The organism is Skermanella mucosa (assembly GCF_016765655.2).
Lineage (GTDB): Bacteria > Pseudomonadota > Alphaproteobacteria > Azospirillales > Azospirillaceae > Skermanella > Skermanella mucosa.
This window is the reverse complement of the sequence record NZ_CP086106.1, coordinates 4,209,288-4,230,791: the sequence shown is the minus strand read 5'-3', so window position 1 is coordinate 4,230,791 and position 21,504 is coordinate 4,209,288. Positions and strand designations below refer to the sequence as shown.

Here is a 21,504-nt window from a genome sequence, read left to right as displayed (position 1 = left end):
GAAATGAACATCATTGACCGGCGCCTCAATCCCAAGGGCAAAAGCCTGGCAAACCGCCAGCGCTTCCTGCGCCGCGCCAAGGAACAGATCGTCAAGGCGGTGCGCGACAGCTCGGGCAAGCGCAGCATCCAGGACATCGAGAACGGCGACAAGATCTCGATATCCACCGGAGGCGTGCGCGAGCCGTCCTTCCACCGCTCGGCGAGCGGTGGACTGCGCGAGCACGTGGTGCCGGGCAACAAGGAGTTCGTGGAAGGTGACACCATCCCGCGGCCGGAAGGCGGCGGCGGGCGGGGCGGCTCGGAGGGCAGCCCCGACGGCGACGGCGAGGACGATTTCCGCTTCGTGCTGAGCCGGGAGGAGTTCCTCGACATCTTCATGGAAGACCTGGAACTGCCCGACCTGGTCAAGCAGAAGATCAAGCAGACGGAGAACTACTCGCTGCATCGCGCCGGCTATAGTTCCAGCGGGTCGCCGTCGAACCTCAACCTGGTGCGCACCATGCGCAACAGCCTGTCGCGGCGCATAGCGCTCCGCCGGCCCAAGCCGGAGGAGATCGAGCGCCTGGAGCAGGAGATCGCCGAGCTTGAAGCCGGCGGCACCGACGACGCGCGGCTGCTGGAGCTGCGCGGCGAGCTGGAGCGCCAGCTCCGGCGCAGCAAGGTGATCCCTTACCTCGACCCGGTGGACGTCCGCTACAACCGCTTCGAGCGGGTGCCCCGTCCGGTCGCCCAGGCGGTGATGTTCTGCCTGATGGACGTTTCCGGGTCCATGACGGAGCACATGAAGGACCTCGCCAAGCGGTTCTTCATCCTGCTCTACCTGTTCCTGAAGCGGCGCTACCGCCATGTCGACATCGTCTTCATCCGGCACACCCACGAGGCCAAGGAAGTCGACGAGGAGACCTTCTTCTACAGCGCCGAGACGGGCGGCACCGTCGTCTCGACCGCCTTGGAGGAGATGCGCCGGATCATCGCCGACCGCTATCCCGAGGCGGAGTGGAACATCTACGCGGCGCAGGCGTCGGACGGCGACAACATGTCGAACGACAACGCCAAGTCGGCGGCCCTGCTGGAGAACGTGATCCTGCCCATGTGCCAGTACTTCGCCTATATCGAGGTCAGCCAGGATTACGAGGGCGGCCTGGGCGGGGCGCTCGGCTCCACGCTGGGACGCGAGACCGATCTCTGGCGGACCTACAAGCTGGTGGCGAAACCGGGAGCGCCGATCGCCATGCGCAAGGTCCGTACCCGCCGGGAGATCTTCCCGGTGTTCCGCGACCTGTTCTCGCGGGAGAACGCGACGGCCTGAGAAGCGGCTACAGGCAAGCGGCCACACCTAGGTAGCGGGCCCCATCGGCGGGCCGAAGGAACGACAGATGTCCATGCAGATGCTCGACGACGGCAACCAGTTGATCTTCGAAGGCGCGGACTGGGATTACGACAAGATCAAGCGCGCCTATGACGCGATCGAGCGGATCGCGTTCGACGAGATGGGTCTGGACATCTATCCGAACCAGATAGAGGTGATCACGGCCGAGCAGATGCTGGACGCCTATTCGTCCATCGGCATGCCGCTGATGTACAAGCACTGGTCGTTCGGCAAGCATTTCGCGCAGGACGAGACCCTGTACCGCAAGGGCCTGCGCGGGCTGGCCTACGAGATCGTGATCAATTCCAGCCCCTGCATCAGCTACATCATGGAGGAGAACTCCATGACCATGCAGACGTTGGTGATCGCCCACGCCGCGTTCGGCCATAACCACTTCTTCAAGAACAACAACCTGTTTCGCCAGTGGACCGATGCCAAGGGCATCCTGGACTATCTGGAATTCGCCAAGACCTTCATCCTGAAGTGCGAGGAGCGCTACGGCCATCAAGCCGTCGAGCGGACCCTCGACGCCGCCCACGCGCTGATGAGTCACGGCGTCCACCGCTATCCGCGAAAGCAGCCGCTCGACCTGCGGGAAGAGCAGCGCCGCGAGGACGAGCGGCAGGAATATAACCGCAAGATGTACAACGACCTCTGGCGGACGGTCCCGACCAAGCCTGGCGTCAAGGAGTCGGTCTCGGCGGTCGAGAGCCGCAAGGCGCTGCTGGCCCTGCCCGAGGAGAACATCCTCTACTTCCTGGAAAAGAAGGCGCCGCGCCTGCACCAGTGGCAGCGCGAGATCCTGCGCATCGTCCGGCGGGTCGCCCAGTATTTCTATCCTCAGAAGCAGACCAAGCTGATGAACGAGGGGTGCGCCACCTACACCCACTACTACATCATGAACCGGCTGCACCAGAAGGGGCTGATGTCGGACGGGGCGCTGCTGGAGTTCCTGCATTCCCATACCAGCGTGGTGTTCCAGCCGAACTTCGACGATCCCCGGTTCAGCGGCATCAACCCCTACGCCATCGGCTTCGCGATGATGCAGGATATCGAGCGGATCGCGACCAACCCGACGGACGAGGATCGGGAGTGGTTCCCCGACTATGCCGGCAACGGCGACGCCATGGGGACGCTGCGCGAGGCCTGGGCCAACTTCCGCGACGAGAGCTTCGTGCTCCAGTATCTCAGCCCCGCGCTGATGCGCAAGATGCGCATGTTCGAGGTGCGGAACGACGCGTCCGAGCCCGAGATGCTGGTCGAGGCGATCCACAACGAGCGCGGCTACCGCAAGGTCCGCAAGGCGCTGGCCCGCCAGTACGACATCGGCTACCTGGAACCCGACATCCAGATCCTCGACGTGGACTTGGCAGGCGACCGCAAGCTGATCCTCCAGCACCGGGTGATCAACCGGGTGCTGCTCGACGAGAGCGACGCCCGGGCGGTGCTCCGCCACATCGCCAATCTCTGGGGCTACGAAGTGATGCTGGTGGAGGTGGACGCCACGACCGAAGCGGTCCTGAAGGAACACACCGTCTCGGCCAGTTCGCTGCTGCTGAGCTGACGACGTCGGCGGCGCTTCAGGTCGGACGGACTTCCATCCTGCTGTCCAGGCCGGGACAGCAGGATCGAAGTGTCGGGGCAATACGCCCGACGGCCCGCATCGCCATTGCTCCGCGCCAACCCGTAGGTTGGGCCGAGGCCCGGCGCATCGCGTCGACCGGGCGGGGAGGGCCGACCGTTCCCCCTGGACCGGTCAGCGCTTTGCCGCCCAGTCCTTGACGCCATAACGCGCGAGGATTTCCGCCAGCCGGCCGGAGGCGCGCATACGCCGCACGCCGTCATCGAGCAGCGCCATATATTCCTTGGACTTGGGAACCGCCGCGCTGAACGCCAGATAGATCGGGGTCGCCTTGTCCGGTTCCAGGATCGTCACGTGGTCGCCAAGATCCAGTTCCGCGACGGCGTGGGCCAGCACCTGCGTTTCGTCGATCACCAGATCGACACGGTCGCCCATCAGCTTGCGCAAGTTCTGGCTGACGCCTTCGTCGCCGCTGATCAACTGGACTTTGTCTGTGGTCTTTTTCTCCTGGATATAGGCGTCGAGCGGACCGCCGTCGTCGTAGCCATAATCCAGGATTCCGCCCAGACGCCAGGGCGAGAGCGACTCCGGCCCCGTGAATTTGAACCCGGTGCCCTTCCGCATCGCGAAGCCGTTGGCCGACATGCCGAGGGCTTCCGACGGAAACAGCAGATTGCGCGATTCCGACGGGCTCGCTCCGATCGCCGCGGTGGTCCGGCCGGCCATGACCTCCACCAGGGTGCGCGACCAGGGCACGATCGTGTACTCCACCCGATGGCCCGCCGCCTCGAAGATCTCCCGGGCGATTTCGACCATGTAGCCCGGGCGGTCGGACCCGGGCAGGCAGTTGAACGGACACCAGAAGTCGGCGCTCATCGTGATGGTGTCCGCCCGGGAGGAGGTCGGGGACAGGGCGGCAGCCAAGCCCAGGCAGAACGCGGCGAGTGCCGCGAAGAATCGTGTCGTCATGATGGTTTCGCCCCGCGGCAAGGTGCATACCGGCATGCACCGGCCGCGAGGCTACCACTTTCGTGTGACGCTTTTCCCGCCGCTGCGCCGCGCGGCGGGTACGTTCAGGCGCCGCCGCCCCTTTCGTCCTGGACGCCGGGCTCGACCGCCTCCTTGCCGAACTGGTCGGCATCGGTGCCCTCGGCAGCACCGACCTCCGGACCGCCGGAGGCTTCGCGCATGGCGCCCGCGGCATCGGATATGCTGCCCATCGCCTTGTCGTCGTCGGCGCCCGACTGCAGTCCTTCGCCGGACTGTATGTCCCCGCCGGCCTGGCCCTGGCCGCCGCCGGCCTCGCGCATGGCCTGTTCCCAGTGTTCCTGCTGCTTGCCTTCGGGCTGCCCCTCCTGCTGCCATATCTCGTAGGCGCGCTGTCTGATGCGGTCGAGGTCCATGGTGGTCTCCTGGGTCAAGAAGGGTACGGTCGGCTGGAGGCCGCATCGATGGAAACAGGGCGGCGTGGGGATGGTCCCGCCGTCTTCGGCAAATACCGCCGGAGTTGAATGGCACTGGATTCGGTCCCCGTCCGGGAGGATTATCGGAGGAGCCGCCATCCCCGGCCCGAGGAGGACGAACCAATGAAGCACGCGAAGAAGCGGCGTACCGGCATCGATCCGCTTTACCTGATCATCGGCGGCGCCCTGGTGCTGCTGGTCATCCTGTTCACCCTCATGCGGTAGCATCGGCGCGGTTTGTCGCATCGCAGCAGGCGCGTCGCGGGCATAGACTCCCGGCTGGCACAAAAAACAACGGACGACCCGCGCAGGGTCCGGACACTGCCAGATCGTCCTGTCACAGACAGGAAGGAGACTTGCGATGACGCCTGCAATCATCACGGCGATCAATGACGAGCATCGGACGATAGCGAAATTGCTTCACCTGATCGATCGACAGGTGACGCTGTTCAACGACTCCGAGACGCCCGACCTGGATCTGCTGCACCTGATCATGGACTATACCCAGGCGTACCCCGACCTCTACCATCATCCCAAGGAGAACGCGGTCTTCCTGAAGCTCAAGGAGCGGGAGCCGGCCTTCGCCGACGCGGTGGACGCGCTGCTCGAAGACCATGCCCGGATGCCCCAGGTCTCGGCCAAGTTCGCCACGCTGGTCGAGCAGCTGATCGAGGACGCTACCATGCCGCGCGACGTCTTCGTCAAGGCGGCAATGGACTACGTCGATTTCCAGCGGTCCCATATGATGCGGGAGGTGGGCGACGTGCTGCCCGCCGCCGCGCGCATCCTGACCGCCGAAGACTGGGCGGAGCTGGAAGGCACGATCGGCCGGCAGGAAGATCCGCTGACCAGCGGCAAGGCCCACTACCAGAAGTTGGGGGAATTGCTCCTCAACGAGGCTTGAAACTTTCCGGGCGCGGGGTCGTCTCCCTCGAGGGGCTCCTTAAGGGGGCTACTCCGCCGCACGGGAAAACTTATATATCGGGTGCATCATTAATCCGGCCGGCTCGGAGTTCGCCATGCGCCTGACCACCTATACCGACTATTCCCTCAGGGTCCTGATCTATCTGGGGGTTCGGAAGGATGAGCTGGTCACCATCAAGCAGATTTCCGACCACTACGGCATATCCAACAACCACCTGCTGAAGGTGGTCCACCAGCTCGGCCTGATGGGCTTCGTCGAAACCGTCCGCGGCCGCAACGGCGGCCTGCGGCTCGCCCGGCCTGCGGCTCAGATCGTGATCGGCGAGGTGGTGCGCAAGATGGAACAGGACATGGCGTTGGTGCAGTGCTTCGACGCGGACGGTGCCGCCGGATGCCGGATCGTCTCCGCCTGCGTCCTGAAAGGGGCGCTGGGCCGGGCGCTCCAGGCGTTCCTCGACGTGCTGGACCAATACACGCTGGCCCAGCTCGTCGAGCCCAGGGAACGCCTCGCGGAACTGCTCCAGCTCGACCGGGCCGCCGGGGCCTAGAGCGGTACCCGATCAGGTCGGTCCGCATCCGGCCCGCCTTGTTCGAAGCCGGCATGTAATGAAGAAAATCCGCCACAGATTACGGCGATAGCCTCAGATGATTCGGTCCGTATCTTTGTCCATCGCCGTAATCTGTGGCAAGAATCCTGATAACGCTTGCCTTGCCCCCGCTGGAGCGGTGCCCGACCAGGTCGATCCGCCCTGGGGCAGCCGGACCGATGGATTGGGCTGTGGCCCAACGCCTTGCAAAACATGAAGCGGGAGATTCCCCGTTCCGGCCGGAAAACTAGCCCTCGGCGACGAGCCCGCGGGCGGGGGGCTGCTTGGACCGTTCCGAACCCTGGCGGTCGCCCGCGGGGCGGTGCAGGTCGCGCAGCCGGCGCTCGGCGGCGGCGATGCTCTCGTTGTTGCGCCGGGCGTCGGCGTCGATGGCGTCCAGCAGGGACCGCAGCATCACGCGCAGCCGGTCGTTCTCGTTGACCAGCCGGCTATTGTCCGAAGCCAGCTTCGCCATGGAAGCCCGGGCCATCGAAAGCTCGGCGGCCTGGCGCTCCAGCGTGCCGGAGAAGGCCTCGATCTGGGACAGCAGGGACTCGCCGCTGTTCTTGGCCGCGTCCAGGCGGGCGAGCGTAGCTTGGCATTCGTCGAACAAGGGATCCTCGTGCGCGCTGTTGTCTGCGGAAAGTTCGAGGACTCCGTCCTCCTCCTCCTCGTTGTCGTCCCGGTCCGCCGCCTCCTCGAACTTCGGCCGCGGGACGCCGCGCCCGGGAGGCTCGTCGCTCAGCTGGCCGATCAGCGTCGCGATCGCGTGGAGGTCGTCGGTCATCTTCGGTTCGGCGGAGGAGGGCACGCCCGACAGACGTTCGCGCTGGGGCTTGGGGGGTGAGATCGCGGGCAGCGCCCGCGTCTCACCATCCTTCTGGGATTGGGGCAGGTTGTCCACCTTGCCCCGAACCAGGAAATTCAATGACATCGGCTAAGCTCCGCACGGTTCGAGCCTGTGATGCCATTGGTTATCGACCATTAAGCTTAATGGACGGTAAACCCACATTCGCGGCGGGATCAGCGTCGCTGCCGGCGCTCACATCCCCTCATCGTCATGCGCGGGTCGAGCCCGCGCATGAAGAAGAAGAACAGTGCCGTGGCTCAGCTCCTGGCCTTCCGCCAGACGAACAGGGCCAGCGGAACGATCCAGATCGCCAGGGTGATCACGCCCAGGGTCCCCGAGATCGGCCGCTCGAAGAATCCCGCGAAGCTGCCGCCGGACTTGATCATCGAGGTGACGAAGTTCTCCTCCAGCATGGGGCCGAGCACGATCCCCAGGATGGTCGGCGCGATCGGAAAGCCGTTCTCCTCCATCACGAAGCCCAGCAGCCCGAAGACCAGCATCACCGTGATGCCGAACGCCGAGTTGTTGATGGCGAACGATCCCACGACGCAGAACATCAGGATCGTCGGCATCAGGACGTTCCGCGGCACCCGCATCAGCACCCGGGCCGACTTGATCGCGGCCCAGCCGGCCGGGATCATGAAGATGTTGGCCAGGATGAAGATCAGGAAGACCGCGTAGATGTCCTGGGGATTATTGATGAAGATCGTCGGGCCGGGATTCATCCCCTTCAGGTACAGCACGCCGATCACGATCGCGGTGATGCTGTCGCCGGGGATGCCGAACACCAGGGCAGGCACCCAGGCCCCGCCCAGCGCCGCGTTGTTGGACGAGGTGCTCTCGATGATGCCTTCGACATGGCCGGTGCCGAACTTCTCCGGCGTGCGCGAGAACCGCTTGCTGACGGCGTAGCTGACCCACGACGCGATGTCGGCGCCGGCCCCGGGCAGGGCGCCGATCGAGATGCCGATCACGTTGCCGCGGATCGACTGGCGCCAGTACTGCTTCATCAGCCGTCCCCAGCCGGTGAACAGGTTGCCGACCTTGGTCTGCGCGCCGTCCAGGTCGGGCGCCATGCCCAGCACGTAGCGGAAGATCTCCGACACCGCGAACAACCCGATCATGGCCGGGATGAAGTCGATCCCGCCCAACAGGTCCACGTTGCCGAAGGTGAAGCGCGGCACGCCCGCCGGGTTGTTCAGGCCGATGGTGGCGACGAACAGGCCGATCAGCAGGCTGACCAGCCCCTTCACCGTCGAGCCGGTGCCGACCACCGTGGCGCAGGTCAGCCCCAGGCAGGCCAGCCAGAAATACTCGAACGAGCTGAACCGGAGCGCCACTTCCGCCAGCGACGGGGCGGCGACGATCAGGATGGCGGTGCCGAACAGGCCGCCAAGCGCCGAGAACAGCAGGTTCGCGCCCAGCGCCAGCTCGCCCTGGCCCTTGCGGGTCATTGCGTAGGCTTCGTCGGTATAGGCGGCCGATGCCGGGGTCCCGGGGATGCGCAGCAGCGTTCCCGGGATGTCGCCGGCGAAGATCGCCATGGCCGAGCAGGTCACGATGGCGCCGATCGCGGGGACTGGTTCCATGAAGAAGGTGATCGGGACCAGCAGCGCCGTCGCCATGGTCGCGGTCAGTCCGGGGACCGCACCGACGAACAGGCCGAACAGCGCCGCCATGACGATGGTGAGCAGCACCTGCGGCTGGAACACCATCTGGGAGGCAAGAAGGATCGCGTCCATGCGGCGTCACCACGCCCAGGGGGTCAGGACGCCCCACGGCAGCGGCACCCGAAGCAGGCTGTAGAAGCCGTAATGGACCACCATGGTCAGCACGGCGGCGAGGACGGGCGCCAACGCCAGCCTCACGCCGAGCACGGCGAACAGGGCCGTCAGCGTGATGAAGGCGGTGGGGATGAAGCCGAGCGGGGTCGACACCAGTATGTAGAAGACCACCAGCGCCACGGTGATCGCCAGCGCGCGCAGATGGTGTCCCGAGCGGGCCCAGGAGGCGAGGGTGACGGCGCCCGTCTCGGCCCAGCGCCGGAGTCCCCCGGCGATCAGGACCAGCGAGCAGGCGCCGATGGCGAAGGCGATCCAGGTCGGGAACACGGCGGCGCCGTATTCCTGACCGGGGATCGCCGGAAGGGTGCGTGCGTAGAGGCCGATCGCGAGTGCGAAAGCCAGCAGCACGGCGCCCAGGATGGCGTCGTTGATTCGCATCGCTGAAAGCTTGTCTTACTGCTTCGCGATGCCGACCGCCTTCATCACCTTGCCGAGGCTGTCGTTGCTCTCGGCCATGAAGCTGCCGAACTGCTCGCCCGAGGCGTAGATCATCCCGAAGCCGCGCTGGTTCATGAAGTCCTTGAACTCGGAGCTGTCATAGACATCTTTCAGCGCCTGCGTCAGCTTCGCCGAAACGTCATCCGGCAGGCCCTTCGGGCCGACGATGCCGCGCCAGGCGGCCATGGTCCAGTCGATGCCGGTCTGCTCCTTGAGCGTCGGGATGTCGGGGAACAGCGGATTGCGCTTGTCCGCCATGATGGCGAGGCTCTTGACCCGCCCGGCGTCGATCAGGGAGCGCGCCTCCGGCAGGGAGCAGGGGACGATCTCGACGCCGCCGGCGACGAGGTCCTGGAGTCCCGGTGCCGCGCCCTGGCTCGGCACCCACGGAACCGCCTGCGGGTCGATGCCGGCCTCGTCGAGCATGCCGGCGATCGCCAGGTGCCAGATGCCGCCCTGGCCGGTGCCCGACGCCTTCATGTCGCCCGGGTTGGCGCGGATCGCTTCGAGCAGGTCGCGGGCCGAGCCGTACTCGCTGTCCTGCGCCACCTGGAGGCCGGCCGGGTCCTCGTTCATCAGGGCCAGCGGCGTGTAGTCGGCGTATGTCAGCTGGGTCAGCCCCTGCCAGTGCATCATGCCGATCTCGACCGTGGCGATGCCCAGCGTGTAGCCGTCGGGCGTGGCGCTGGCGATCGCCTGGTGGCCGACGACGCCGCTGCCGCCGGTCCGGTTGACCACGTTGATCGGCTGGCCCAGCGACTTCTCCAGCAGGCTGCTGATGATCCGCGCGGTGGCGTCGGTGCCGCCACCGGCTCCCCAGGGCACGATCATGGTGATCGGGCGCTCCGGATAGGCCGCGAATGCCGGTGCGCTCCCCAACGCGATCCCGGCGGTCACCAGGGCGCCGAAGGCCGCGGTGCAGGTGCGGATGAAGGTTCTTCTGTTCATTGTCTTTCCCCCGTTTTTTGTTCGTTATCCTCTCCTCGACAATCCCGCGTTCCCTCCGGGGATCCTCAAGGCATCTCATCGGGCGTTATCAGGCCCTTGCTCACGACCATGCGCTCCAGCGCGCGCAGCCAGTGATGGTAGTATGTCTGTCCCTCGTCGGGATCGCCCCGGCCCTGCGCGGCCGCGATCTCCTCCGACAGGGTCGCGGCCCATTCGGGCCAGGTGAAATGGCCGGCCTCGTGGAGCTTGACCGTCATGGCGAAGGCGTGGGCCTCCCACGGTTCCCGGAAAGGCTGCTCGTCCCCGGGTCCGATCATGGCGCCGGCTCCAGGTAGTCGTCCCACAGGTCGACCAGGACGGCGTCGTTCTCCCGCGCCGCGTCGCCCCACAAGGTCCGGCCGGTGAAGCGCACGCTATAGCAATGCTGCGGCTTCGTCCCTTCGCCGTGGGCGTGGGTGTCGGGAAAGATGTAGACGCCGTGGTCGCGGTCGATCGTGCCGACCCTTCCCCGACAGTAGCGCGGCACGCGGGTGTGGCGGGGCGTCGTGATGTCCCGGACCAGCACGCGCTCTCCCGCCTTGAAGCGGGGCGGCACCGTGTCCGGCAGCCGTGCGCTGGAGCCCTTCCGGAGGATCGCCGCGACCCGCTCCGGGTCGGGCGGCGGGGTGTCGGAAACCGTCCGCGGAACGCCGGTCGCCAACTCCTCCGCGGTGATCAGGCCGGTGTCCAGCGCCAGCTTCTCCGCCGCCTTGAACCACAGCTCGTAATAGCTGCTGCCCAGATACTCCGGCGGGGGACGGTTCTCCCGCGCGTGGCGGGAGGTGTCGATGTTCCACCGCCCGTGGAAGCCCAGGGCCAGCGTGACCGCGAAGGCCCGCCGCTCCCACTCGGCATGGAACAGCGGGTCGTCCGGATCGGTATCGATCGGCCCCATGCCGTGCATGCCGCCCATGTCGTGGGCGCCGTTCATGCCGGTTCGCCCCGGACCGGGGTCCTGGCGCGGGTCACGCCGATCATCGAATCGCGGGTGACCAGGTCCGCCAGCTCCTCCTCGCCCATGGCTTCCGTCCCGGGCGGGCGCTCGGGCAGCACGAGGTAGCGCAGCTCCGCCGTGCTGTCCCACACCCGCACCTCGACGTCGTCCGCAACCTCGGTGCCGAACTCGGCCAGCACGCCGCGCGGGTCGAGCACCGCCCGCGACCGGTACGGGGCGGACTTGTACCAGACCGGCGGCAGCCCGAGGACCGGCCAGGGATAGCAGGAGCACAGGGTGCAGACGACCAGGTTGTGGACCCGGGGCGTGTTCTCGACCACCACCATGTCCTCGCCCTGGCGGCCGGTGAAGCCGAACTCGGCGATGGCCGCCGTCGCGTCTTCCAGCAGCCGCGCCTTGTAGGCCGGATCGGTCCAGGCGCGCGCCACGACCCGCGCGCCGTTGCGCGGGCCGACCTTGTGCTCGTAGGTGTCGATCAGCGCGTCGAGCGAGGCCGGATCGACCAGCTTCTTGGCGACCAGCAGCGCCTCCAGCGCCTTGACCCGCTGGGCCAGCGGGGAGGGCGGAGCCGCGTGGGCATGCCCGTCCTCCCCCTGGCCGTGGTCATGGTCATGATCGTGATGGTGGCCCGCCATGGTCAGACGGTGCCCGCGTCCACGATAAAGGTCTGGGCCGAGCACATGCGGCTGTCGTCGGCGCCCAGGAACAGGACCATCCGCGCCACGTCGTGCGGCTTGAGCTCCTCCTTCAGGCACTGGCGGGCGAGGTTGCCCTCCAGCTTCTCCGGCGTCACCCACAGGGACTTCTGACGCTCGGTCATGATCCAGCCCGGTGCCACGTGGTTGACCCGGATGCCCGACGGCCCCAGGTCGCGGGCGAGCGCCCGCGTCAGCCCCAGGGCGCCGGCCTTGGCCGCCTGGTAGACCGCCAGGTCGTCGGTGCAGACATACCAGGAGGTCGAGCCGAGATTGACGATCGAGCCGCCGCCCGCCTCCGCCATGCCGGGCGCCACCGCCTGGGCCATGAAGAACTGGTGCCGCAGGTTCACGTTGAAGCGGTCGTCCCAGTATTCCGGGGTGACCTCGGCGATGGTGTGCCGGTCGTCGCGCGCCGCATTGTTGACCAGGACGCGGATCGGGCCGAGCTCGCCTTCGATCCGCCGGGCGGCGTCCCTGGCGGCGGAGATGTCGGTCAGGTCGCACGCGACGAAGAGCGGTGCGGCGACCCCGGCCTCGCGCAGGGTGGCGAGCAGGCCTTCCGCGGCGGCCTCGTCGCGGTCGATGAAGCCGACCTTGGCGCCCTGCACCGCGTAATGCGCCACGGTGGAGGCGCCGATGCCCGACGCTCCGCCGGTGATCAGCACGGCCCTGCCGTCCAGGCTGGGGTAGCGGGCCGCCCCGCGGGCGGCTTCGATGTCGGCGACGGTCACGTCTGCCATGTCTGGGACCTCATTTTCCTGAACGGGATCAGATGCTGATGCCGCCGTCCACGATGTGGATCTGGCCGGTGGTGAAGGCCGCTTCGTCGCTCGCGAGATAGACCGCCATCGCGGCGATCTCCTCCGGCGTGCCGAGCCGGCCGAGCGGCTGGCGCGCGATGAATGCCTTGCGGGCCGCCTCGGCGTCGCCCGTGGCCGCGATCCGCTCGTCCAGCGAGGGGCTCTGGATCGTGCCGGGGCAGATCGCGTTGCAGCGGATTCCCTTGGTCACGAAGTCGGCGGCGACCGACTTGGTCAGCCCGATCACCGCGGCCTTGCTGGCGCCATAGACGAACCGGTTGGGAATGCCCTTCACGGACGAGGCGACCGAGGCGATGTTGACGATCGACCCGCCCTGGCCGCGCTCCAGCATGGCCGGCAGGAACGCCTTCACGGTCCTGTACATGCTGCGGACGTTGAGGTCGAACGAGAAGTCCCAGTCCTTCTCCTCGCAGTCGAGGATGGTGCCGTTGTGGACGAACCCCGCGCAGTTGACCAGCACGTCGAGCGCGCCGAGATCGGCCGCGAGCCGCCGGATCGCCTCCGGGTCGAGCACGTCGAGCCGGCGCACCGCCAGCCGCTCGGTGCCTTCCAATTCCTTCAGCTTGTCTAGATTGAGATCCGTCGCGACGACATCGGCGCCTTCGCGCGCGAAAGCCAGCGCCGTGGCGCGGCCGATCCCCTGGGCCGCCGCGGTTACCAACGCGGTCTTGCCGGACAAACGCATACCTTAGTCTCCCCCTGCGAACCGCGTTCGTTCACGGTCTGCTTGTTCTCCACCCGGATCGTCCGGGCCGGGACAGTTTCGCGCGGGTAAACTGGTATGTCCACTCCTGCTTCGCGCCAACTCTCCTTTCACGAGGCAGTTTGAAAGGTTTTTGCCGCAGATGGACGGCGATCGATAGAGATCAGGCCATCTTCGCGCTTGCCCTACATACCGTCCGGACGGTATGTAACGAGCATGATCGAGACCCGCACCCGCCGACGCCAGCCCGAAGTCACCCAGCAGCGCCTGCTGGAGGTGGCGGGGGAACTCGTGGGGGAGGCGGGGGTCGCGGCCCTGACGATCGAGGCGGTCGCGAAGCGGGCGGGGGTCAGCAAGGGCGGGCTGCTGCATCATTTCCCCAGTAAGCAGGCGCTCCTGGCGGCCATGGTCGAGACGATGGCCGAACGCTTCGCGCGGACCGCCGACGGAATCGCGGCGCAGGATCCGGACCTGCGCGGGCGCAGCGCCCGGGCCTATGTGCGGACGGCGGTGAGCGAGCCGGACGAGGAGCTCAGGCGCTGGGCGGCGCTCAGCGCCGCCTTCATGTCCGATCCGTCGCTCCTGGACGGCTGGCGCGACCGCCTGAAGGGCTTCCGGGCCGTCGATGAGGCGGAGTGCGAGGACCCGGTCGGCGCCCTGGTCGCCCGGCTGGCGGCCGACGGGCTGTGGTTCGCCGATGTCTGCGGGTTGTACGACATCGATGCCGAGACGCGGCGGCTGGTCGCCGACCGGCTGGTCGCGCTGACCCGTTCCTGAGAATTCGAGCGTGGAGGAAACGCCGCCGTGGTCTATGCGATCCTGTTCGCCGCCATCGTGCTGGAGGTCATCGGGACCTCCGCCCTCAAGCTGTCCGAGCAGTTCACCAAGCCGTTGCCGGTCGTGGTCACGCTGGTCTGCTACGGGGCGTCGTTCTTCCTGCTGTCGCTGGCGCTCCGGACCCTGCCGGTCGGCATCGCCTACGCGATCTGGAGCGGCCTCGGCATCGTGCTGATCACCCTGGTCGGGTTCTTCTGGTTCAAGCAGGCGCTCGACGCCCCGGCCGTCCTGGGATTGGGCCTGATCCTGGCCGGCGTCGTCATCGTCAACGTCTTCTCGAAGTCCCTGCCGCACTGAGCGGCGGGCGTCACGCGGCGTCGGACAGGTCGGCGATGGCGTCCGGGTCGGTCAGCTCGATCTTGTGGCCTTCCAGGAGGCGGATCAGGCCGGCCGTCTTCAGGCAGGTGATGGTGCGCGAGACGGTCTCGATGGTCAGGCCCAGATAGTCGGCGATGTCGGACCTGCCCATCGGCATGCTCACGCGCGTTTCGCTCAGGCCGCGCTTGGCCGCCTTGCGGGACAGGGTCATCAGGAAGGTGCAGAGCTTTTCCTTGGCGGACTTGCGGCCCAGCAGGACCATCTGCTCCTGCGCGGTCAGCAGCTCGTTGGCGGTGACCGCCAGCAGGCGGCGGCGGACGACGGGGTTCTCGTCGATCAGGGCTTCCAGCCGGCGGCGCGGCAACCGGCGGACGGCGGCCGTGGTCACCGCTTCGGCCGTGTAGAGATAGGTGTCGTTGAACGACAGGCCCAGGAAATCCCCGGCTTCCAGGAACCCGATGATCTGGCGGCGGCCGTCGGGCAGCAATTTGAACACCCGGATGGTGCCGCTCATCACCTCGAACACGTTGTCTGCATGGTCGCCCTCGCGGAACAGCGGGCAGTCGCGGTCCACCGTCGCGACGGAGGCGATGGCGTCGAGCGGATCGGAGGTCTGCATGGCCCAGCGGGAAGCGGTGCCCTGCATCCAGGACGGCGGAGGGGAAGAGACGTTGGCGGCCTGGCGGCGACCATGGGCCATGCCCCCGATGGTGACGGTTGCTGCGGCTGATGCCGTGTCGGCGATGGCAAGGGCTTGGACCATGATCTCTGTACCTCTCCGCTCCGCTTGATCGGATTCTTTGGACTTTCCGTCGTCCGTCACCGAGGTATAGGGCCAGCCGGCGCCGCCGCTAAGTTCGGTATTTTACGTAAGGGTTTGTACGTAAGGGGTTCTACGTATGCGGTCTGGGCATATGTCACGTGGGAAGCTCGGGATGGACGAGAGGGATCGGTGACGGATCGGCAGGCGGCGAAATGGCTGGGCGGACTGGCGCGGCAGGCCCGCCTGGGGATCGGTCTCGCGATCGGCGCCGGTTTCGCCGGCGGGGTCCTGCTGCTGGTCCAGGCCGGCCTGATCGCCCATGTGCTCCACGCCGCGATCGTCGACGGCGTTCCGCGGGCCGACCTGATGCCGGCCCTGTGGGGGCTGCTCGCCGTCTACGGCGCGCGGGCGGCCTGCGCCTGGGGGGCGGAGGTGGCCGGGTTCGCGGCGGCGGCCCGCGTGCGGTCTGCGCTCCGCCGGGAATTGTACGGCCACATCGCGCGGCTCGGCCCGGCCTATGCCGGCGGCCGGCACAGCGGCGACCTCTCCACGGTCCTGATCGAGCAGGTCGACGCGCTGGACGGCTATTTCGCCCGGTTTCTGCCCCAGATGGCGCTCTCGGTGCTGGTGCCGCTGACCCTGCTGGCGGCGATCTTCCCGGTCAACTGGGTGGTCGGCGCCATGCTGCTGGGGGCGGCGCCCTTCGTGCCGCTGTTCATGTCGCTGATCGGCATGGGAGCCGCCGCGGCGAGCCGCCGCCAGTTCGAGGCGCTGGCCCGCATGGGCGGGTATTTCCTGGACCGCCTCCAGGGGCTGACCACCCTGAAGCTGTTCGGCCAGGCCCGGCGGGAGCTGGAGCTGATCGGCCGGGTCTCCGACGAGTACCGGCAGCGCACCATGGGGGTCCTGCGCATCGCCTTCCTGTCCTCCGCCGTGCTGGAGCTGTTCAGCGCCATGGCGGTCGCCGTGGTCGCGGTCTATGTCGGCTTCAGCCTGCTGGGCTATGTCCGCTTCGGCCCGAGCGGCGAGGTCACCCTGGCGACCGGCATGTTCGTGCTCCTGCTGGCGCCCGAGTTCTTCCTGCCGCTCCGCCAGCTCGCCGCCCATTACCATGATCGGGCCGCCGCGGTCGGGGCGGCCGGGCAGATCCTGGCGGTGCTCGACACGCCGGCTCATCCCCCCGCCGGCATCCGCCCGCCAGCCGGCGCCGGTTCCATGGCGCTGGAGATGACCGGAGTCCAATTCGCCCACGGCACCGACAAGGGCGCCCGCCCTGTCCTCGGCGGCTTCTCCCTGACCGTCGCCGCCGGCGAGCGGGTGGCCCTGGTCGGCCCCAGCGGCTCCGGAAAATCCACCGTGATCGGCCTGTTCCTGGGCTTCCTGCGGCCCGCCGCCGGCTCGGTCCGGATCGGCGGGCTGGAGGTCGGGCGGATCGACCCGGCCGACGTGACCGCCTGGGTCGGGCAGAACCCGCACCTGTTCCACGGCACGCTGCGCGACAATATCCGGCTGGCAAGGCCCGACGCCTCCGACGAGGCGGTCGAGGCCGCCGCCGACGCGGCACGGGTCAGCGATTTCGCGGTCGGCCTGCCGGACGGCCTGGACACCCTGATCGGCCAGCGCGGCCACGGCATCTCCGGCGGCGAGGCGCGCCGGGTGGCGCTGGCGCGGGCCTACCTGAAGGATGCGCCCGTCCTGCTGCTGGACGAGCCGACCGCCGGCCTCGACCCCGCCAACGAAGCGCTGGTGCTGGAGGCGCTGGGCACCCTGGCGCAGGGCCGGACCGTCCTGATCGCCACCCACAGCCTGTCGGGCATCGGCTGGGCGGATCGCCGGGTCGAGATCGGCGGCGGCAGGATGGCGGTGGCCGATGCGTGACCTCTGGCCTTTCCTGAAGCTGTTCCGGCGGCACGGCGGGCGGATGGCGCTGGGGGCGCTGCTGATGCTGGTGACGCTGCTGGCCGGGATCGGCCTGCTCGGGCTGTCCGGCTGGTTCATCACCGGCAGCGCGCTGGCCGGCCTGGGGCTGGGCGTCGCGGGTTTCAACATCTTCACGCCCAGCGCCGGCATCCGCGCCGCCGCCCTGGTCCGGACCGCGGGCCGCTATGCCGAGCGGCTGGTGAACCACGAGGCGACCTTCCGCCTGCTGGCCGACCTGCGCCGCTGGCTGTTCGAGCGCGCCCTGCCGCTGGACGCCGGGCAGGTGGCGCGCCTGACCGGCGGCGACCTGCTGACCCGGCTGACCGCCGACATCGACGCGCTCGACAACCTGTACCTGCGGGTGGTCGCCCCCAGCGCCGTGGCGCTGCTGACCGCGGTCGCGGTGCTGACGCCGCTGGGCTGGGTCGATCCCGGCGTGGCCCTGGCAACGGCGGCGCTGATGCTGGTCGCCGGCGTCGGCGTGCCCGCGCTGGCCGGACGGCTGGGCGCCGGCGCCGGGCGCGACCTGGTGGAGATCGGCGCGCGGCTCCGCACCCGCGCGGTGGACGGCATCCAGGGGCTGGCCGACCTGCGGGCCTTCGGCGCCGACGGCCGGCATCTGGAAGCCCTGGCGCGGGATACCGACCTGCTGATCGCCCGGCAGCGCCGGATGAGCTCGATCACCGGCCTGTCCGCCGGCCTGACCATGATGGTGACCGGGCTCGCCGTCTGGATCGCCCTGCTGCTGGTCGTCGGGGAGGTCGAGGGCGACCGGCTGGATGGCCCGACGGCGGCCCTGGCCGTCTTCGTCGTGATGGCGGTGTTCGAGGCGACGGCCCCGCTGCCGCTGGCCTACCAGTATCTCGGCCGCACCCGCGCCGCCGCCCGCCGCCTGCTGGAGATCGCCGGGATGCGCCCCGGCGTGCGCGACCCCGACACGCCCGCGCCGCCGCCCGAGGACTTCGCCCTGCGCTTCGAGCAGGTCCGCTTCGCCCACGGCGCCAAGCCGGTGCTGAAGGACCTCACCCTGGAGCTACCCGCCGGCCGCGTGTCGGTGCTGCTGGGACCGAGCGGGGCCGGCAAATCGACGCTGGCCCAGCTGGCGCTCCGGCTGGTCGATCCGGATGCCGGCCGCGTCACCCTGGGCGGCGTCGATCTGCGCGACCTGCGGCAGGAGGACCTGCACCGGCACATGGCCTATGTCAGCCAGGGCACCCACCTGTTCGCCGCCGACATCCGCGACAACCTGCTGATCGGCCGCCCCGGCGCCACCAACGCCGAGCTGTGGGAGGCGCTGGAGGTCGTCCAGCTCGCCGACTTCGTCGAATCCCTCCCCGACGGCATCCTGACCTGGGTCGGCGAGAACGGCGTGCTTCTGTCCGGCGGCCAGGCCCGGCGGCTGGCGCTGGCCCGCGCCCTGCTGAAGGACGCGCCGGTGATGATCCTGGACGAGCCGACCGAGGGCCTGGACGCCGCGACCGAGGCCGCCCTGATGCGCGAGCTCCGGCCCCGCCTCGCCGGCCGAACCGTGCTTCTGATCACCCACCGGGAGACCTTGGCCACCGGCGCCGACATCGTCCGGCGGCTGCAGGATGGCTCCCTTTTGTCCACGCGATCTTGACCGCCGCCGGGTGTTGAAGGGGGACGAAAACACGGTCAATCCAGTCGAGGAACGCCCCCATGCTCATGCGGCCTGCAACCTTCGCGGCGGCGATCGCCCTGTCGTCCATCGGAGTCTCGTCCTTCGGAGTCCCCGGTGCCGGCCAGGCGGCGGAGAAGCCGGCCGAAGACCTGCTGAAGCGCGCGGAGTCCGAGCGGCCGGAGTTCCTGACGACCCTGGAAGAGCTCGTCGCCATCGATTCCGGCACCGGCAACGCGGAGGGCCTGTCCAAGGTCGAAGGCATCCTGGTGGAGCGCCTGAAAGCCCTCGGCGCCGAGGTCCAGGTCACCCCGGCGCAGCCGTCCGCCGGCAGCAACATCGTCGGCACCCTGAAGGGGACGGGAGAGGCGAAGTTCCTGCTGATGGTCCACTACGACACGGTATTCGGCCCCGGCACCGCCGCGGAGCGGCCTTTCCGGGTCGATGGCGAACGGGCCTACGGGCCGGGCGTCGCCGATGCCAAGGGCGGCCTCGCCATGATCCTGCATTCGCTGAAGCTGCTGCGCGACCAGGGCTTCGACCGCTACGGCTCGATCACGGTGCTGTTCAACCCGGACGAGGAGATGGGCTCGGGCGGCTCGAAGAAGATGATCGCCGACCTGGCGCGCGGGCAGGACTACGTCTTCTCCTACGAGCCGCCGGACAAGGACGCCGTCACGACCGCCACCAACGGCATCAACACGGTGTATCTGGACGTGAAGGGCAGGGCGTCCCACGCCGGCTCGGCCCCCGAGGAGGGCCGCAACGCCGTCACCGAGCTGGCCCACCAGATCGTCCAACTCAAGGACCTGGGCGATCCGGCCAAGGGCACCACGGTCAACTGGACCATCGTCAAGGGCGGGGAGAAGCGGAACATCATCCCCCCGGCCGCCTCGGCCGAAGCCGACATGCGCTATTCCGACCTGACCGAGTACGACCGCGTCCTGGCCGACGGCAAGCGGATCATCGCGGACAAGCTGATCCCCGACACCGAGGTGTCGCTCCGCATCGAGAAGGGCCGCCCGCCGCTGGCGAGGAACCCGGGCTCCGAACAGCTGGCCGCCCTCGCGAAACAGCTTTACGGCCGGATCGGTCAGACCGTCGAGCCTGTCGCCATGCGCTTCGGCACCGACGCCGGCTACGCCTATTTCCCCGACAGCGCCAAGCCCGCCGTGCTGGAGACCATGGGCGTCGTCGGCGCCGGCCTGCATTCGCCCGAGGAATATGTCGAACTGTCCAGCATCGCCCCGAGGCTCTACCTGACCACCAGCCTGATCATGGAGCTCTCGGAAAACCCCCAGTCGAAGAGCGAGTAGAATTCCCGCACGGTACTCTCCATCGATCCGCCGCGTCGCTCTACCGTAGGTCGGCCTTCGCCCGCCAGGGCGAACGCCGACACCCCGCTTCGACTCTCCGGCCACGCTGTCGGCGTCGGCCTTCGGCCGAGGCCGACCTACGGCTTATTAACCTTAAGGGCTAATTAACCACTTTACCCTATTCCCTCGCCACGGCGGGCGGCAGGCGACCCGCCCATTGTGGATCGCGAGGATTTGGGTGAACAGGTCAGGTAATCTGGCGGCCTCGACGGCCGTCTCGACGGCGCTGCTGCCGCTGGTGCTGCTGCCGCTGGCCCTGGTGCCGGCCTCCAGCGCCCGGGCGGCGGATGCTTTCGTCGCCACGCTGAGCGCCAACGGCGAGAGCAGGACCTACAGCTATGAAAGCATTGAGGATGCCATCGACAGCGTCTCGGGCACCAGCCTGAGAAGCCTTCTGCCGAGCTACACCGACAACGCCCCCGCCACCGCCGTCTTCAACCTGCGCGGCCTGGGCGCCACGATCGAGTATCCGGGCGCCGGGGCCGACCTGGTGCTGAAGGTGCCCGCCGCAGGGATCGAGCGGACCTTCACCGGCGCCACCCGCGACGAGGCGGAGGACGCCCTGTCCGACTATTTCAAGGGGCAGGGGGCCAGCGACGTCACCAGCATTCTCCAGGCCGCCGTCCGGGAGACCGCCATCGATCCGGTGGCCGGCAACCCGGACAGCCTGATGTCGCTGATGGGTGCCGCCGACTTCGCCCAGGGCACCGACGCGCTCGGCCACTCCGGCAGCGAGGGCGGTACCGACCTGTTCGGCTTCACGGTCGAAGGCGGGCGGGGCACGGCCCCGGGCGGCTATGACCAGGACCGGGTGACCGGCGCGCTGTCCTACCGCATGAACTTCGAAGGGTCCGACACCGCCGTCCTGTTCGACCTGCCGGTCAACTGGATCCGGACCGGCGAGTCCGACTCCCTGTCCGGATCGCTCGGCATCGGCGTCCGGGTGCCGCTGACCGACTCCTGGTCGCTGACCCCGGCGGTCCGGGCCGGCGTCGCCGGGTCGATCGACATGGGCGCCGCGGCGGTGGTCTATTCCGGATCGCTGACCAGCGACTTCCGCTGGGACTGGGGCGGCTGGCGGTTCGGCCTGGGCAACATGGCGGGCGTCTACCGGGCGACCGGCGTGTCGGTCGGCGACTACGACATCGATTACGACCTGACCAATGTCATCCTGCGCAACGGGGTCTCCGTGTCGCGGGACCTGACCGACAGCGTGGCCCCGCTCAGCGTGACGGCTTCCTTCGTGGACAGCCGGTATCTCGGCGACGACCTGTTCGTCGAGGCGTTCGACGAGGTCACCGTCAGCCTCGCCAAGGCGGCGACGGCCGGCCGCTTCCGCTTCGACCGGGTCGAGCTGGGCGTGTCCTACGGCTTCGGCGACGATTACGAACGGATCATGGGCAAGCTCAAGCTGCGCTTCTGACCCGG

At 68.2% G+C, this 21,504-nt stretch carries 22 protein-coding genes; 10 read left to right on the top strand and 12 right to left on the bottom strand.

Annotation, left to right across the window (positions count from 1 at the left end):
• The first annotated feature begins 3 nt into the window (after positions 1-3).
• Together JL100_RS19650 and JL100_RS19645 are read left to right on the top strand one after the other, a co-directional pair.
• Entirely contained in the window at positions 4-1,311 is a 1,308-nt protein-coding gene (locus tag JL100_RS19650) for a YeaH/YhbH family protein (RefSeq protein WP_202679305.1), read from the top strand.
• 67 nt (positions 1,312-1,378) lie between these two features.
• On the top strand, positions 1,379-2,935 hold the full coding sequence (locus tag JL100_RS19645) for a SpoVR family protein (RefSeq protein WP_407696873.1): 1,557 nt from the start codon (positions 1,379-1,381) through the stop codon (positions 2,933-2,935).
• Positions 2,936-3,127: 192 nt separating this feature from the next.
• On the opposite strand, the gene JL100_RS19640 is transcribed toward JL100_RS19645, so the two are convergent.
• Together JL100_RS19640 and JL100_RS19635 are read right to left on the bottom strand one after the other, a co-directional pair.
• Entirely contained in the window at positions 3,128-3,922 is a 795-nt protein-coding gene (locus JL100_RS19640; RefSeq protein ID WP_202679304.1) for a substrate-binding periplasmic protein, read from the bottom strand.
• A 104-nt stretch (positions 3,923-4,026) separates the two neighbouring features.
• Complete coding sequence (locus tag JL100_RS19635) at positions 4,027-4,356, bottom strand: DUF2934 domain-containing protein (protein WP_202679303.1); 330 nt, start codon at positions 4,354-4,356, stop codon at positions 4,027-4,029.
• 421 nt (positions 4,357-4,777) lie between these two features.
• On the opposite strand from JL100_RS19635, the gene JL100_RS19630 reads away from it, so the two are divergent.
• Together JL100_RS19630 and JL100_RS19625 are read left to right on the top strand one after the other, a co-directional pair.
• Positions 4,778-5,320 (top strand): hemerythrin domain-containing protein, encoded by a 543-nt coding sequence (locus JL100_RS19630; RefSeq protein ID WP_202679302.1) that lies wholly within the window; start codon positions 4,778-4,780, stop codon positions 5,318-5,320.
• Positions 5,321-5,435: 115 nt separating this feature from the next.
• A complete protein-coding gene (locus JL100_RS19625; protein ID WP_202679301.1) occupies positions 5,436-5,888 on the top strand; it encodes an Rrf2 family transcriptional regulator in 453 nt (150 codons plus the stop codon).
• Positions 5,889-6,174: 286 nt separating this feature from the next.
• Here the strand turns inward: JL100_RS19625 and JL100_RS19620 are convergent, their stop codons facing one another.
• The 9 genes from JL100_RS19620 to JL100_RS19580 form a co-directional block, all read right to left on the bottom strand.
• On the bottom strand, positions 6,175-6,861 hold the full coding sequence (locus JL100_RS19620; protein ID WP_202679300.1) for a hypothetical protein: 687 nt from the start codon (positions 6,859-6,861) through the stop codon (positions 6,175-6,177).
• 173 nt (positions 6,862-7,034) lie between these two features.
• Positions 7,035-8,519 (bottom strand): tripartite tricarboxylate transporter permease, encoded by a 1,485-nt coding sequence (locus JL100_RS19615; RefSeq protein WP_202679299.1) that lies wholly within the window; start codon positions 8,517-8,519, stop codon positions 7,035-7,037.
• Between the two features lie 6 nt (positions 8,520-8,525).
• Positions 8,526-8,999 (bottom strand): tripartite tricarboxylate transporter TctB family protein, encoded by a 474-nt coding sequence (locus tag JL100_RS19610; protein ID WP_202679298.1) that lies wholly within the window; start codon positions 8,997-8,999, stop codon positions 8,526-8,528.
• A 15-nt stretch (positions 9,000-9,014) separates the two neighbouring features.
• Positions 9,015-10,007 (bottom strand): tripartite tricarboxylate transporter substrate binding protein, encoded by a 993-nt coding sequence (locus JL100_RS19605; protein ID WP_202679297.1) that lies wholly within the window; start codon positions 10,005-10,007, stop codon positions 9,015-9,017.
• A 65-nt stretch (positions 10,008-10,072) separates the two neighbouring features.
• A complete protein-coding gene (locus tag JL100_RS19600) occupies positions 10,073-10,324 on the bottom strand; it encodes a nitrile hydratase accessory protein (RefSeq protein ID WP_202679296.1) in 252 nt (83 codons plus the stop codon).
• On the bottom strand, positions 10,321-10,977 hold the full coding sequence (gene nthB / locus JL100_RS19595; RefSeq protein WP_202679295.1) for a nitrile hydratase subunit beta: 657 nt from the start codon (positions 10,975-10,977) through the stop codon (positions 10,321-10,323). The genes JL100_RS19600 and nthB overlap by 4 nt, the downstream gene beginning before the upstream one ends.
• Positions 10,974-11,636, bottom strand: a complete 663-nt coding sequence (gene nthA, locus JL100_RS19590) for a nitrile hydratase subunit alpha (protein ID WP_202679294.1) — start codon at positions 11,634-11,636, stop codon at positions 10,974-10,976. Before nthA ends, nthB begins: the two co-directional genes overlap by 4 nt.
• A gap of 2 nt (positions 11,637-11,638) precedes the next feature.
• Positions 11,639-12,439, bottom strand: coding sequence for an SDR family NAD(P)-dependent oxidoreductase (locus tag JL100_RS19585; RefSeq protein ID WP_202679293.1), 801 nt, complete (start codon positions 12,437-12,439; stop codon positions 11,639-11,641).
• A 28-nt stretch (positions 12,440-12,467) separates the two neighbouring features.
• Complete coding sequence (locus JL100_RS19580; protein ID WP_202679292.1) at positions 12,468-13,205, bottom strand: SDR family oxidoreductase; 738 nt, start codon at positions 13,203-13,205, stop codon at positions 12,468-12,470.
• A 234-nt stretch (positions 13,206-13,439) separates the two neighbouring features.
• Between JL100_RS19580 and JL100_RS19575 the strand changes: the two genes are divergently transcribed.
• Positions 13,440-14,000 (top strand): TetR/AcrR family transcriptional regulator, encoded by a 561-nt coding sequence (locus JL100_RS19575; RefSeq protein WP_202679291.1) that lies wholly within the window; start codon positions 13,440-13,442, stop codon positions 13,998-14,000.
• Positions 14,001-14,027: 27 nt separating this feature from the next.
• On the top strand, positions 14,028-14,357 hold the full coding sequence (locus tag JL100_RS19570; RefSeq protein ID WP_202679290.1) for a DMT family transporter: 330 nt from the start codon (positions 14,028-14,030) through the stop codon (positions 14,355-14,357).
• 10 nt (positions 14,358-14,367) lie between these two features.
• Here JL100_RS19570 and JL100_RS19565 read toward each other — a convergent pair whose 3' ends face one another.
• Positions 14,368-15,141 (bottom strand): cyclic nucleotide-binding domain-containing protein, encoded by a 774-nt coding sequence (locus JL100_RS19565; protein ID WP_202679289.1) that lies wholly within the window; start codon positions 15,139-15,141, stop codon positions 14,368-14,370.
• 189 nt (positions 15,142-15,330) lie between these two features.
• Between JL100_RS19565 and cydD the strand changes: the two genes are divergently transcribed.
• The 4 genes from cydD to JL100_RS19545 all read left to right on the top strand — a co-directional run bounded on the left by cydD (position 15,331) and on the right by JL100_RS19545 (position 21,499).
• The gene (gene cydD, locus JL100_RS19560) at positions 15,331-17,019 is read left to right on the top strand and encodes a thiol reductant ABC exporter subunit CydD (protein ID WP_202679288.1); all 1,689 of its coding nucleotides are present in this window, start codon (positions 15,331-15,333) and stop codon (positions 17,017-17,019) included.
• Positions 17,012-18,682 carry a thiol reductant ABC exporter subunit CydC gene (cydC, locus tag JL100_RS19555; RefSeq protein ID WP_202679287.1) on the top strand — a complete coding sequence of 557 codons (1,671 nt, stop codon included), beginning with the start codon at positions 17,012-17,014 and terminating at the stop codon, positions 18,680-18,682. The genes cydD and cydC overlap by 8 nt, the downstream gene beginning before the upstream one ends.
• A gap of 59 nt (positions 18,683-18,741) precedes the next feature.
• Positions 18,742-20,016 carry a M20/M25/M40 family metallo-hydrolase gene (locus tag JL100_RS19550; RefSeq protein ID WP_202679286.1) on the top strand — a complete coding sequence of 425 codons (1,275 nt, stop codon included), beginning with the start codon at positions 18,742-18,744 and terminating at the stop codon, positions 20,014-20,016.
• 238 nt (positions 20,017-20,254) lie between these two features.
• Positions 20,255-21,499 carry a hypothetical protein gene (locus JL100_RS19545; RefSeq protein WP_202679285.1) on the top strand — a complete coding sequence of 415 codons (1,245 nt, stop codon included), beginning with the start codon at positions 20,255-20,257 and terminating at the stop codon, positions 21,497-21,499.
• The last annotated feature ends 5 nt before the right edge of the window (positions 21,500-21,504 follow it).